The organism is Chitinophaga sp. YR573, assembly GCF_900110995.1.
GTDB lineage: Bacteria > Bacteroidota > Bacteroidia > Chitinophagales > Chitinophagaceae > Chitinophaga.
The window spans coordinates 405,531-419,247 of record NZ_FOJF01000002.1; the positions used below are offsets into that span (position 1 = coordinate 405,531).

The 13,717-nt window shown below is 40.1% G+C and carries 10 protein-coding genes; 3 read left to right on the forward strand and 7 right to left on the reverse strand.

The window, feature by feature from the left end; translation table 11 throughout:
• Window positions 1-58 precede the first annotated feature (58 nt).
• From BMW86_RS21625 to BMW86_RS21650, 6 genes are all read right to left on the reverse strand, one after another.
• Entirely contained in the window at window positions 59-571 is a 513-nt protein-coding gene (locus BMW86_RS21625; protein WP_089784030.1) for an ankyrin repeat domain-containing protein, read from the reverse strand.
• 2 nt (window positions 572-573) lie between these two features.
• The gene (locus tag BMW86_RS21630) at window positions 574-2,100 is read right to left on the reverse strand and encodes a catalase (protein WP_089785735.1); all 1,527 of its coding nucleotides are present in this window, start codon (window positions 2,098-2,100) and stop codon (window positions 574-576) included.
• Window positions 2,101-2,251: 151 nt separating this feature from the next.
• A complete protein-coding gene (locus BMW86_RS21635; protein WP_089784031.1) occupies window positions 2,252-3,148 on the reverse strand; it encodes an NmrA family NAD(P)-binding protein in 897 nt (298 codons plus the stop codon).
• An 85-nt stretch (window positions 3,149-3,233) separates the two neighbouring features.
• Window positions 3,234-4,409, reverse strand: a complete 1,176-nt coding sequence (locus tag BMW86_RS21640; protein ID WP_143056655.1) for a hypothetical protein — start codon at window positions 4,407-4,409, stop codon at window positions 3,234-3,236.
• 64 nt (window positions 4,410-4,473) lie between these two features.
• A complete protein-coding gene (locus BMW86_RS21645) occupies window positions 4,474-5,631 on the reverse strand; it encodes a DUF3095 domain-containing protein (RefSeq protein ID WP_255372974.1) in 1,158 nt (385 codons plus the stop codon).
• 92 nt (window positions 5,632-5,723) lie between these two features.
• Window positions 5,724-6,116, reverse strand: a complete 393-nt coding sequence (locus tag BMW86_RS21650; protein ID WP_089784034.1) for a hypothetical protein — start codon at window positions 6,114-6,116, stop codon at window positions 5,724-5,726.
• A gap of 390 nt (window positions 6,117-6,506) precedes the next feature.
• Between BMW86_RS21650 and BMW86_RS21655 the strand changes: the two genes are divergently transcribed.
• The 3 genes from BMW86_RS21655 to BMW86_RS21665 all read left to right on the forward strand — a co-directional run bounded on the left by BMW86_RS21655 (window position 6,507) and on the right by BMW86_RS21665 (window position 11,222).
• Window positions 6,507-6,995, forward strand: coding sequence for a CHRD domain-containing protein (locus BMW86_RS21655; RefSeq protein ID WP_089784035.1), 489 nt, complete (start codon window positions 6,507-6,509; stop codon window positions 6,993-6,995).
• Between the two features lie 255 nt (window positions 6,996-7,250).
• Complete coding sequence (locus BMW86_RS21660; RefSeq protein WP_089784036.1) at window positions 7,251-9,290, forward strand: glycoside hydrolase family 127 protein; 2,040 nt, start codon at window positions 7,251-7,253, stop codon at window positions 9,288-9,290.
• A gap of 6 nt (window positions 9,291-9,296) precedes the next feature.
• Window positions 9,297-11,222, forward strand: coding sequence for a glycoside hydrolase family 43 protein (locus tag BMW86_RS21665; RefSeq protein ID WP_255372975.1), 1,926 nt, complete (start codon window positions 9,297-9,299; stop codon window positions 11,220-11,222).
• A 90-nt stretch (window positions 11,223-11,312) separates the two neighbouring features.
• Here the strand turns inward: BMW86_RS21665 and BMW86_RS21670 are convergent, their stop codons facing one another.
• On the reverse strand, window positions 11,313-13,688 hold the full coding sequence (locus tag BMW86_RS21670) for a glycoside hydrolase family 31 protein (RefSeq protein ID WP_089784038.1): 2,376 nt from the start codon (window positions 13,686-13,688) through the stop codon (window positions 11,313-11,315).
• Window positions 13,689-13,717: the final 29 nt, after the last annotated feature.

Sequence of the window (13,717 nt, forward strand, 5' to 3'; positions counted from 1 at the left end):
TATTTATTGCAATATAGGCAATTTATTAACAGCCCCCGCACGTACGGGGGCTGTTAAGCTATGGCTGCAGGAGTTTAATAATATGCTCATTATCCTGTAGAGTAGCCTGCGTCAGTGCAGTGTTACCAAACCGGTCTTTGATATTTTTATTAGCCCCATTCGCAATCAGCAATTTTACGATGTTTTCCTGTCCGAAAGTAGCAGCGAACATCAGCGCACTTGCCTGGTTATAGTTTTGAAGATTGATATTCGTTCTATACTTAATTAATAGTTCAGCAATAGCGGTATACCCTTTGAATGCTACACCCATCAGGGCCGTATTACCATTACTGTCTTGTATATTGGTATTGGCACCTGCCTGTAACAATTGTCCGGCAGCAGCTATATTATCATTGTAACAAGCCAGTATCAGCGGAGTATATCCTTTATTATCTGCAGTATCTATATTTTTCCCGCTCACTATATATTGTTGGATGAAAATGGTATCATTGTTCCTTGCGGCATCGAATATATTATCAGCAACGTGCAGGTGAAAAATAAACGGAGCAAGTATATATAATAATGCTTTCATAATTAGTGAATAAACAAGCGTTCAACTTCTTCACGAGTTACGTTTAATTTAGCAGCTAACTGCTTCCCGAAATCGCTGTCTGCCATATAGAAATAACCTACCATTTTACGCATTACATCCTTGTCTGTTACCTGGGCAAGATCTCCGCTCAGATTACTGATCAGGTTCGTCTTATCCTTTTCGCTCAGTGAGCGGTAGAATTCTCCGGCTTGTTTAAAATCATTAGGCTTTGTAATCTTTGTCTGTACCGTATTTACAGTAGTAAAAGAGGCTGTCGGATAATCATATTTTGCATTATCTGTATTCCCATTCACGTCTGTATTGGGCTGGAAATTAATATCGGAGTTTTTACCACGATTGCTGAAAGCGCCATCCTGGCTATAGCTATTTACGGCCACTTTAGGCGCATTTACCGGTAATTGCTGAAAGTTGGCACCAATGCGGTAGCGTTGCGTATCGAAATATGAAAACAAACGTCCCTGAAGCAGTTTATCTTCTGAAGGAGCTATACCCGGTACCAGTGTGGCTGGTGAAAATGCCGATTGTTCCACTTCCTCAAAGTAGTTTCCAGGTAATTTATTTAAGGTCATTTTACCTACCAATACTGGTTTGGCAATAGTTTCCGGCCATATTTTAGTAGGGTCCAGCGGGTTGAAATCATACTTGTCCAGATCTTCCGGCTTCAATAGCTGTACATACAATTCCCAGGATGGATAATTTCCTTTTTTGATATTATCATACAGGTCTACAGTAGCATGCTGGAAATCTTTTGCCTGTATGGCTACTGCTTCCTCTGCCGTTAGGTTCTTTTCTCCCTGTAAAGTCTTCCAGGTATATTTTACATAGGTAACTTCGCCTTTAGCATTTACCCATTTAAATGCATGTACGCCAGATCCGTTCATTTGACGGTAGTTGGCCGGAATGCCATAGTCGGAGTACACTCTGGTGAGCATATGTGTAGCTTCCGGTATGTGACTGAAAAAGTTAAATACCCGGTTAGGATCTTGTTTATTATAAATAGGGGATGGTTTAAATGCATGCACCATGTCGGGGAATTTCATGGCATCCCGTATAAAGAATACAGGCAGATTATTACCTACCAGGTCATAATTGCCCTGATCTGTATAGAATTTTGTGGCAAAACCCCGGGGATCTCTGAGTGTTTCGGGTGAGCCATTACCATGTACTACAGTGGAAAACCTTACAAATACAGGGGTTGTTTTTCCTTTTTTTGAAAAAAGAGAAGCTACAGTATACTGTGAAAAATCGCCTGCTGCTATAAATTCTCCATAGGCACCGGCACCGCGTGCATGCACCACTCTTTCCGGTATCCTTTCACGGTCAAATGCGGCCAGTTTTTCTACCAGGTGAATATCTTCCAGTAATACAGGCCCATTCTGGCCCACGGTCTTGGAATCCTGGTTGTCGCCTACCGGTGCGCCGGTATTGGTGGTTAATTGTTTTTGCTGAGCCATCGCTAATCCATGCAATAAACAGAATAATAGTAGCAGTTTGATTCTTTTCATCATTGGTATGTAAATTTTTTTCTGGCCGTAAAGATGTACTAAAAGATCCATCAATTAAATTGATATGGTTTATCCTTACATAGAGATTACCTATATGATGAAAAAAGGGGTGTATCATTGATACACCCCTTTTTTATATTTATTTAAATCTATTTTAGTTATTGAATTGATAGGCTGCGGAGAACTCTTTAGCAAATTGCTGTAATGACGTTTGTCCTACTGATTGTAATTTATGTTTATTGAAATCTTCCATAAAACTTCCATTCTTTAAAGCTACTCCGATTTCAACCATGTACACCTTTGCCATTTGTTCAGAGAAGCCATTTTGGATCAAAGCATTGAATAATTGCTCATCTGTGAATGCAACCCAATTCACCCCGGATTTTCCAACTGCATTGCCTAATACCGCTGCAATTTCCAATCCGTTTTTCTCATCGCTTACAATATATTGGAACTGCTTTCCGGAGAAAGATAAAGTATCTAAAGCATTGAATGCAACTTCAGCAATATCCCGCGGATGAGTCAGCGGCAGACTAACAGAACCATCGAAATTATTCCCCAGCATATTCTGATGTTTAATCAATCCTATAGAGCCATAGAAATTGGTCAGAAACATTCCGGGGCGAAGATGCAATACATTAACACCCTCTAATTCATTTAGCTGTTGTTCTACAAAATAATTAGGACCAGTAGGGCCCAGTCCATCAGGAATATGGGCACCAATGCTACTTAAATTAACCGCATACTTAATCCCGTTTTCTTTAATAGCTTTTGCATACTGCGCACCTACTGTTCTAATGTATTGCTTTAAATCAGTTGTCCTGAAATTTGGCGGAATCATTAAATAAACTGCATCGCTACCTTTAAAAGATCCGGATATGAAATCATAGTCCTCCACCGAACCTATGGCTGGAATAGCATTGAGCTTCTTAATTTCATTTACCTTATCTGCACTGGAACTGATAACTTTTACTTCGTGTCCGTTGGTAACTAATTTTTCAATAAGTACACGACTTATATTTCCGAGAGACCCTGTTACTGTAATTTTCATAATTGATATATTTTAAATTTACAGAACAAAGGTATTTCTCAACCTGCTTCTCAACAAGTACTTACCCCGGAGTAGGTACTTCTCTCTATAACCTGCATTTAAACTTGGACACTTTTGTAGATTTTACCTGGGTAAGAAAGCCATATTGATCAATAGCATATTCTATCGTTTCATCAGAGTCTTCGCAGTTATCATGATAGGAGACAATCTTTTTTATTACCTGTCCCTGATCGTTATAAACATAACTGCTCTGATGCGGAGTAGCCTTTAGTGCCACAGAGTCCGCGGCAGCAAGATTCGTAATATACAAAGGGGATTTATACTCTTTATCTGAAATAAGAAGCCCTGTAGAATCATAACCGTATACATTCATTAATACTTCCTGTGTACCGTAATTAAGATCTCTGCTAACTTCCATCTTCCTGTCTATTGCTCCTTTGCCGGAGAAATCCATCCTGTAGCTTTTTAATCCCTGGTAAGGCATCTTCGGCTGGTAAAGATTATCTTTCTGTATACTACCAGTGCGTTCATACCTGAAGCGATCGATATATTCAGTAGACTTTACCGGTGGCTTTGACATGTAGTATGAATAATTGTAGACACTATCAGGTCTTTTCTTCCCATTATAATATATGCAATGGAATGTCCAGTTATCATGGTCTTTGCATTCAACACTATCCACCGCATCGTTTGTGTAGGTAAGGAAATACCTGGTGATCTGATGATAGACTTTTTCCAGTCCCGCATTTGCCTGGCCTATCGTAATTATACGTGAAGGATGGATAGAATCGTACACAAAGAAATAAGAATACTTTAATTCAGTGACCCAGGTCCAGGTAGTATTAAAATCAGGTACGTTACGTGTTTTATTCTTATTTGCGTATTGTAACATATGCTTCACTTTTGTTGAATCATACGTAACAAGTATCCTGTCGGTTGTATGCCCGAGAATATTTTTAAGCAGAATAGTAGCGGATGTATCCGTTACATCTTTGTATTCGGTATACTTCTTCCTGTCACTGTATATATCATATGGAGTGCTGAACATCTGTCCACAAGTAAACATTAAAGAAAGAAGATCATCTGTATTTACTCTCCTGACTTCCGCAGGTGTTAATACTTTCTTTTCTGCAATTTTCTCTTTAACAGGTTGCGGTTTTTTTGAAACAGCAGTTTTAGGTGCAATCTTCTGTTTGGATACCTGCGAAAAGCTTAACATGCTAATCCCACAGCAGATAATTAAGAGGCAATACTTTTTCATATAGGTAGGTATAGATTTTGTACCGAAGATACAAAATATTATAAAATATTACATATTTACCAGATTAGATAAAATCCCCCTTTCTCAGTTTTAATTTCAATACGCCTGCAGCTTTGGTATAACCACCTTCTGCTCCATCTACAAAATGAATATGATCATCCTTCAGATCATGTACATAACAGGACATAACAGACTCTTTGCTTACATAAAATGCATATAAAATTTCTCCGGCAGTCTCCAATGTATTCAATGCTTCCTGAAGAAGTAAGCGCTGTTTTTCTGTCCCGGTGATGACGGTATTTATTTTACCATCAATGACCAATGTATCAGACATCTCTACCAGCCGGTTCAGGTAGGTTTTTCCATTTCTCGTTTGAAAATAAAGATAACCGAGAGAATTGGTGAGCCATATCCGGATAAGATTAAAGACTTTCATTTCGCCGAATCTGGCACGTATCTCCAATCCCAGTTTGGTAAAAGTACCTTTCAATCTGAGTTTTGAAACAGATATTGGCTGCCTTTTTTCAGGAGTTCCATATATTTCGTCTATATGGAAAATTACTTTTCTGTATGCTTCTGATTGTTTCACCCTGTCAGCTGCAATAGCAATTAAAGTGACCACTTCATAGTTATTTTCCGGTGGCTTAATTCTATCCCAACGGCATTGCATCCCATTAAGATTCAGTTCATGCTCCAGGAGATCCGGATCAGGAAGCTGATAGTCCTCTCTTTTTATAAGCTTCTCTGCATACATTAAACCATCTCCCAATATTATCGGAATGGAAAAATTTCCCGAGCTACTGAATTTACTTACCTTAAGTTCAGATCCATGTTCATAAATCTCCCTGACAGGCATCGTACCTATCCGTAGTTCAATATTGAAATTCTTCTGTGTATTGATTTTATATAATCGAAGAGCACCTATAGCAGCATCTTTAACAACCTGTGGAACAATGAAAGTAGCACCGTCCCCTCCGAAGAAGAATGGAATGGTAATATTCGCCTTAAAACTTATATTCAGTACAGCCACAATACTTCCGGTGGCAATGAGATTTACGGTTTCATGTAGTCCGCTTTGTACTGCAGCAGTAGAATTTTTAATATCCGTTATAATAACATACCAGTTGTCGGGGATTTTATAAAACAAATGCTCCTCTGTTAAGAGATCACTCAAAGGAATACGATTCACCGGCAATCTTGAATAAAACTGATCGTTATTCATGGACATACTATGCTTTATCCTTTGATAACGCAACCTTTAATCAATTGTTTATAAAAAACAACCCGTGTTGGGGTTACACGGGTTGTTCATCTTTAATTTACTGAGAAACCTCCACTTCCGCAGGTACATGGTACACCAGTAAAGTAGGCCGAAGTGCCATAGACGTTATAGTTGTACGTGCAAACACTGCCTGCAATAGTATAATTGGAGGATGCACCGCCTGTGGGGTGTATACCAACCTGGTAGGTACCGGATGGAATTGTAACAGAATTGTTGTTAAACTGGAATTGATAAGTGCCTGATGAGTTACTGAATTCAATTACCCAGATACCTGAAACGTTTGAACCTTTTGATAAGGTGACCGTGAAATCCGCTCTGGTATCTGGTTTGTGAGATGAAGCTTTAGCTGGCTTCTTTGGATTGCTGGCAGATAATGTTGTGCCCAGCACAACCATACATAATAGCAGGAATGTGAGTTTTTTCATGTGGGTTTGGGTTTTTGGGTTTGGGTATATTGTGTTATACAATTTAAGTATTAAAACTCAGTATAAGAAAACTCTTCGTCATAACTATAGGTAGGCTGTAGGTAGATCATCACCAGAATAACAGGGTTTTAACTGGTATATAAGCCCACTCTAAATAAGGTGAGCTTGTATACCAGTTATAGAGGACTTATAGTGGGCTTATATAGGGCTTATACCTTCATATAGGTTGAATATCAGTACGTTGCAGGTACTAGTTAATTCGCAGTAAAAAGGCTTACTTTATTTCTATAATATAAAAGTTATCTGTTAATCAATAGTTAAGACCTTTATAAATAGTCGTAAACAGAAACAATTGCAGGTGATTCTATGTTATAACATATAAACACTGTTATGAAAACTTCTCTTTTTTCCAGGCAACAACTGCTGGCAGGCAGTTTCTTAATAATAACCGCATTACTGGCCTCTTGTAGTAATAGTGGTGGTTATGGTAATGGCGATACTACACCTACCAATTATACTGTTAGCGCCACTCTTAACGGCGGGGCAGAGGTCCCTTCTAATGCCACCACAGGCACCGGTACTCTTACAGGTACTTACAATCCATCCACTTATAAATTGACTTATACACTTAACTGGACCGGCCTTACTGGTGTAGCCCATATGATGCATTTTCACGGTCCTGCCATTGCGGGACAAAGTGCCGGCGTAGAGGTCGCTATTACCGGTTTTAGCTCAGTTGCAGCTGGTAGCTATTCAGGTTCAGCAACATTTACTGCAAGTCAGGGCTCCGATTTAACAGGAGGGAAGATGTATGTAAATATTCATACCGCCGGATATCCGGATGGTGAAATAAGAGGGCAGTTATCAGCCACAAAATGACAATAAAAAAAGCCAACAATTGTTACCCCGAGAATATTTCTTCCCTAAATAAATGTCAAATTGACGATTAATAAAGAATTTTTATTAGTTTTCATTCTGAAAGATCCTGTATAATTTAAAATCAATGTTGTTTAGCTAAATTCAGAAACATGGGTTTTGCTAAACAACATTGATTTTGAAGCTGAATTACAGGACAAAAATTCCAGTTATGAAACGTTTTCCGCTTTTCCGCATGCGGATATATAAGTTTTCTATATGAAAAAGATATTGCTGTTATTGGGGGTTTGTGTAGCAACCACCGCATTGGGACAAGTAAAAGATTATCCCTTTAAATCAGTCAGCTTTACAGCAGTAAGGGTAACAGACAGTTTCTGGCTGCCTCGTCTGCGCATTAATCACATGGTTACTATTCCGGCTTCATTTCAACGCTGTGAAAGCACTGGCAGAGTCAGTAATTTTGAAATGGCTGCCGCCCATTCGGGTAAGTTCTGCACTACTTTCCCGTTCGATGACACAGATATCTATAAAACCATTGAAGGTGCATCCTTTTCATTGAGCCTTTTCCCGGATAAAAAGCTGTCTGCATACATTGATTCGCTCATTGTTAAGATCAGGAACGCCCAGGAGCCGGATGGTTACCTGTATACGGCAAGGACTATCAACCCGGCATCTCCGCATGAATGGGCCGGACCAGAAAGGTGGATCAAGGAGCGGGAATTAAGTCATGAGCTATATAATGCCGGACATCTGTATGAAGCTGCTTTTGCCCATTATTATGCCACCGGTAAAAGAACTCTCCTTGATATTGCGCTTAAAAATGCAGACCTGGTTTGTTCCGTATTCGGCCCTGATAAAAAACATGTAGCTCCTGGTCATGAAATCGTTGAAATGGGCCTGGTAAAGTTGTACCGTATTACAGGGAAGAAGGAATACCTGGAAACAGCAAAGTTTTTCATCAATGAACGCGGTCATTATACAGGCTATGATGCCAAGAGTAAAGATCTCTGGAAGAACGGTGCTTACTGGCAGGATGATAAACCGGTAACAGAACAATATGAAGCAGAAGGGCATGCTGTCCGTGCAGGCTATCTGTATGCCGGTATGGCCGATGTAGCTGCATTAACAGGAGATGAAAGCCTGCTGCATGCCATAGACACCATCTGGGATAATATGGTAAGCAAAAAAATGTATGTACAGGGAGGATTAGGCGCTGTTCCATCAGGAGAACGTTTTGGCGACAATTACGAACTTCCCAATACTACTGCCTATAATGAGACCTGCGCTTCCATTGCAAGCGTATACTGGAATTACAGGATGTTCCTGTTGCATGGGGATTCAAAGTACATGGACATACTGGAAAAGACACTATACAATGGATTGATCTCCGGACTGGGTCTGGATGGGAAATCATTTTTCTATAGTAATGCGATGGAAATCAAAAATTCCTTCTCACATAAGAACCTGGAGCCGGAACGCTCCGGCTGGTTTGATTGTTCCTGTTGTCCTACCAACCTTACAAGACTGATACCTTCTATCCCGGGTTATGTATATGCTCAAAAGGATGATAAGATCTATGTAAACCTGTTTATCGCCAGCAATGCAACACTAACCCTGCAGAACAGGTCTGTGAACATTGAACAACAAAACAGCTATCCCTGGAACGGGGACCTGGTATTTAAAATTTCGCCGGAAAAAACACCGCTTGCATTTAATCTCCTGATACGTATACCAGGATGGGCACAAAATGAAGCCGTTCCTTTAGGGCTGTATAAATTTGCTACCAGTTCCGATAAGAAACCTGTCATTAAAGTGAATGGACAACCGGTGGAATATGAGATAAAAAAAGGGTATGCATCTATTGCACGCACCTGGAAAAAGAACGATAGGGTAGAAGTGGAGCTTCCAATGGAAGTACGGAAAGTAAAGGCGAATGAAATGATAAAAGATGATATTGGTAAAGTAGCATTACAGCGTGGCCCAATCATCTATTGTGGCGAATGGGTAGATAACAATGGTAAAACAAGTAATATCATCATTCCTTACAATGCTGTTTTTACATCAACATATGAACCTGGTATGTTAAATGGTGTAGAAGTAATTAACAGTGATGTACCGGTAGTTGTAATTGATGAAAACGGGCAAACGGTTAGCACTGTAAGAAGAAAGTTCACAGCTATCCCTTATTATGCCTGGGCAAACAGAGGTAAAGGGGAAATGATGGTCTGGTTCCCTGAGAAAATAAATGATGTCAATCTATTGACGAACAAGCCTGATGATAATACAGTTTCAAAGTAAAAACATATGATGAGAATACCTATCAAATGGATTTGTGTATGCCTGGCCCTGGGAATGTTGGTGCCGGCAATGGCTCAACAGGCCTCAACAAAGCATTATAGCGCTTATTTATTTGCCTACTTTACAGGTGCCGGAAATGATGCGGAATCTATTCGTTTTGCAATCAGTAATGATGGCTATAACTACAAAGCGCTCAATAACAATATGCCTGTCATTAATTCGGCCCAGATAAGTTCTACAGGGGGCGTAAGAGATCCGCATATACTGCGTAGCACAGATGGAAAAACGTTCTATATGGTGGCTACTGATCTGCATGTGGTAAAAGATGGCTGGGGCCCCAATCAGGCCATGGTATTATTGAAATCAAAGGACCTGGTTAACTGGAGCAGTCATATCGTAAACATAGCGAAGAGATTTCCCGCATTATCAGATGTAAGTAAGGTTTGGGCACCGCAAACCATATTTGATAGTCAAAAGAAGAAGTACATGATCTATTGGTCTATGAGTTTTGGTAAGGGCCCTATCAAAATATATTATGCCTATGCTAATCCGGATTTTACAGGATTGGAGACTACTCCCAAACAGCTTTTTTTCAGCCCTGACAGCAGCACTTGTCTTGATGCAGATATCATTTTTAAAGATGGTAAGTATCATTTATTCATGAAAGCTACAGGTAAAACACCAGGTATTAAAGAAGCCATTTCTGATAAACTGACAGAAGGGTATGTGTTATCAGATAAACGTTTGGAACAGACAGAGGAAGAAGTAGAAGGTTCAGGCGTATTTAAGTTAAACAATTCCGATACCTGGATTTTGATGTATGATCTTTTCAAAAAAGGGAAATACCAGTTTACTGAAAGTAAAGACCTGGAAAATTTCAAAGCAATAGATAACGAGATCTCCATGAACTTTCATCCCCGTCATGGAACTGTTATTTCAATCACCGCGAAAGAAGCACAGGTACTGACAAACAAATGGCCCTCATCTGATGAAAAAGAAACGCATAACCCGGTTTTGAAAGGGTATTATGCCGATCCGGATATTTTATATGCTGAAAAAACAGGCAAGTTCTATATATATCCAACCAGTGATGGTTTTGATAATTGGTCGGGTACTTATTTTAAAACTTTTTCTTCCAAGGATTTAACTAACTGGAAAGATGAAGGTGTGATACTGGACTTAGGTAAAGATGTAAGCTGGGCAAAAAAGAATGCCTGGGCTCCATGTATTATCGAGAAAAAGATCGATGGGAAATACAAGTATTTTTACTACTTCACTGCAGCACAGAAAATTGGTGTAGCGGTAGCGGATGATCCTACCGGTCCGTTTCTGGATTCGGGTAAGCCTTTAATTGATAAATATCCCGAAGGAGTTAGCGGAGGACAGCAAATAGATCCTGATGTTTTTACCGATCCTAAAACAGGAAAGAGTTATCTGTATTGGGGAAATGGGTATATGGCTTCTGCGGAACTGAATGATGATATGGTTTCTCTGAAAGCTGGAACGACTAAAATATTAACACCTGCTGCCAGTTACAATGAAGGTTCTTATGTGACTTACAGAAATGGCATTTATTATTTTATGTGGTCGGAGAATGATACCCGTAGCGAAGATTACCAGGTGCATTATGGAATGTCTGATTCTCCACAGGGACACATAAATATTCCGGAACATAACCTGGTCATTGCAAAGGATGCAGCGGTCGGTATTTATGGCACCGGTCATCATGCTGTTATTCAGATTCCTGGTACAGACGAATGGTATATAGTATATCATCGTTTCAAATATCCTGAAGGAATTACCATGGGAAGAGCAGCGGGATATAACCGTGAAGTTTGTATCGATAAACTGGAGTTTAATAATGATGGAACTATAAAGCAGGTAAAGCCAACTCATGAAGGAGTGAAGGCAATCAATAAAGTCCGTCAATAGTTTGATTTTTGGGTGCAGGGCGAAGCCCTGCAAAACCACTTCAATTTTTTTTATGATGGTGCTTAGCACCATCATAAAAAAATTCTCTATTTAAAATTGTATAGCTGTTTTTTTACCAGCATATTTAATCACCTTATCCGCTTTTTCGACAGTCTCAATTCCAGTACCATGGTTTTTCTTTACCAGGATAATATTAAAGGTTCTGTGTAGAAGCATCCCCGGATAACTACCTTTACGATCTTCTATGGTGAGTGTTTTTGTTTTATCGTTCCACTTCATCGTAATGGTCGAATAAATATTCCGCTCATAATTATAATTATCGTTTTCATCTTCATACAGAGTGAAAGTGCCATTGGCTCCTTCATATACTCTTAACTCCAGGTTGCTGGCATCTTTTTCACCTGTATATTGCTGAAACGGCCCCATTGGTAAAATAGAACCGGCTTTCACGTATAAAGGCATAATATCCACCGGCACTTCTTTTTCAATATCCTGTCCTCCTCTTGTTTTTTCACCTGTCCAGAAATCAAACCAATCACTACCTTCAGGCAAATAAACGGTATGTGTTTTTGTTTTGCTGAAATCGGTAACAGTCTCTCCATTAATTCTGCCGGTATAAAGAGAGTCAGTAACAGGAGCTACTAAAATATTTTTACCGAAGAGGTATTCGTTGTTGATCTCCCTTGCTTTTTTATCCGCTGCGAAATCCATCACCAATGCACGCATAAGGGTACCTGATTTTGAAGTCACTTCCCAGGCATTGGAATAATTATATGGCAGCAAACGGTAACGAAGCTGAATGAATTTCACTATCGCATCATAAGCCCAGTAACCTTTTTCTCCAAACTGGTAGATCTCCCTGGGTGTATCAGTACCATGAGACCGGAACATAGGTGTAAATGCAGCAAATTGTAACCAGCGTACATATAATTCCTGGAAAGCAGCGTCCTTAACCCCTTTAGGATAATTACGCCATGAGAAAAATCCGCCAATATCAGTATTCCAATATGGAATACCACTTAAAGAAAGATTAAGTCCACCGGAAATCTGCTTATTGAAAACATCCCAACCGGATACAATATCCCCCGACCAGTTAGTGGCAGCATTCCGCTGCTGACCCGCAAATGCTGAGCGGGTAAGGATAAATACGCGCTTATCAGTATTTATCCGGCGTTGATGTTCATATACGCCACCAGTGGTCATCAATGGAAAAGCATTACGCACTTTTCTGAAGGTACCCAGGTAGGTAAGGTTCTCATCATCACCTGGTTTAGGTACGATCTGGTCGGGCTCGGTGGCATCCATCCACCAGCCATCCATGCCGAGGGAGAAGATGTTTTTATTCAGATATTTCCAGTAAAGATCCCGTGCTGTAGGATTAAATGCGTCATATACCTGTACTTCCTGCACCGGTGGCCAGGTAGTAAAGTCATATAACATGTGCTGTTCTTTTAATTCCTGGTAGATCTTTGTTTTGTTCCCGAAAGAAGGCCATATTGAAATAACAATATGTGCATTGGCCTGGTGTACACTGTCGATCATGGCTTTGGGATCTGGAAATGCAGGATTACCAAACTCCATGGCATTCCATTCGTTATCATGTACGCCCCAATATTGCCAGTCCTGTACAATTCCATCCAGCGGTACTTTTAACGCCCGGTATTTTTTCACTACGTCCATCAGCTCATATTGGCTCTTGTAACGTTCCCTGCTTTGGGTGTATCCAAACAACCACCTGGCATACATAGGCGCCTCACCGGTAAGCCAGCGCATCTGAGCTATCACCTTATCTGCATTGCCGCCATTAATAAAGTAATAATCGGCGCAGTTACCAATTATAGATTCAAAGGAAGCAATGTTCAGGGTATCATTGAAAATAGTGGTTGAATAATTATCCCAGAACAGTCCATATCCTTTCACAGATTGAAAGAAAGGCACCGCTATCTGCATGTTTCCCTGCTTCAGTTCCAGTTTTTGGTTACGCTGGTCCATCAGTCCTTTCTGATGTTGCCCCAGGCCATAAATAGCCTCCTCTTCTTTTAACAGGAAGGACTGGTTTACACTATAGGTACTGTCTGCTCCGTCTTTTGCGGGTGTGAACTGAAGGCTGTTTTCTTCCAGTAAAGCTACTGCGGCGTTATTGTAGAAACTGATCTGCCCTGTTTGAAGGTTGATCCTGGTTTGCAGGGAAGCGCTGCTTACAGATAGTATATTGCCGTTCTGATGTACAGTTAGCGGAGTGCTTACAGGAGTCTTTATCACTGATAAACTTTTCTTCTCATCTGTAACACCTACGGGGTATTTTAATACCCGTACAATATCTGCATTAAAAAACCGGACTTCAATGTTTACGGAGTGGATGGTGGCTCTTATACCTCCGTTTGTCTGCTGGTATTGTTGTGACCATGCGCTTGCTGTAAACAGCAGCAGCCCGGAAAACAATAATGAACTTTTTACATGTATCATGACTAGCTTTTTCAGTACGTGGATTGCTA

What these genes read in the sequence shown, in the direction of transcription:
- BMW86_RS21655 (WP_089784035.1), top strand. Translation starts at nt 6,507, where the DNA reads ATGAAAACTTCTCTTTTTTCCAGGCAACAACTGCTGGCAGGCAGTTTC.
- BMW86_RS21630 (WP_089785735.1), bottom strand. Translation starts at nt 2,100, where the DNA reads ATGATGAAAAGAATCAAACTGCTACTATTATTCTGTTTATTGCATGGA.
- BMW86_RS21660 (WP_089784036.1), top strand. Translation starts at nt 7,251, where the DNA reads ATGAAAAAGATATTGCTGTTATTGGGGGTTTGTGTAGCAACCACCGCA.
- BMW86_RS21640 (WP_143056655.1), bottom strand. Translation starts at nt 4,409, where the DNA reads ATGAAAAAGTATTGCCTCTTAATTATCTGCTGTGGGATTAGCATGTTA.
- BMW86_RS21650 (WP_089784034.1), bottom strand. Translation starts at nt 6,116, where the DNA reads ATGAAAAAACTCACATTCCTGCTATTATGTATGGTTGTGCTGGGCACA.
- BMW86_RS21645 (WP_255372974.1), bottom strand. Translation starts at nt 5,631, where the DNA reads ATGAATAACGATCAGTTTTATTCAAGATTGCCGGTGAATCGTATTCCT.
- BMW86_RS21635 (WP_089784031.1), bottom strand. Translation starts at nt 3,148, where the DNA reads ATGAAAATTACAGTAACAGGGTCTCTCGGAAATATAAGTCGTGTACTT.
- BMW86_RS21665 (WP_255372975.1), top strand. Translation starts at nt 9,297, where the DNA reads ATGATGAGAATACCTATCAAATGGATTTGTGTATGCCTGGCCCTGGGA.
- BMW86_RS21625 (WP_089784030.1), bottom strand. Translation starts at nt 571, where the DNA reads ATGAAAGCATTATTATATATACTTGCTCCGTTTATTTTTCACCTGCAC.
- BMW86_RS21670 (WP_089784038.1), bottom strand. Translation starts at nt 13,688, where the DNA reads ATGATACATGTAAAAAGTTCATTATTGTTTTCCGGGCTGCTGCTGTTT.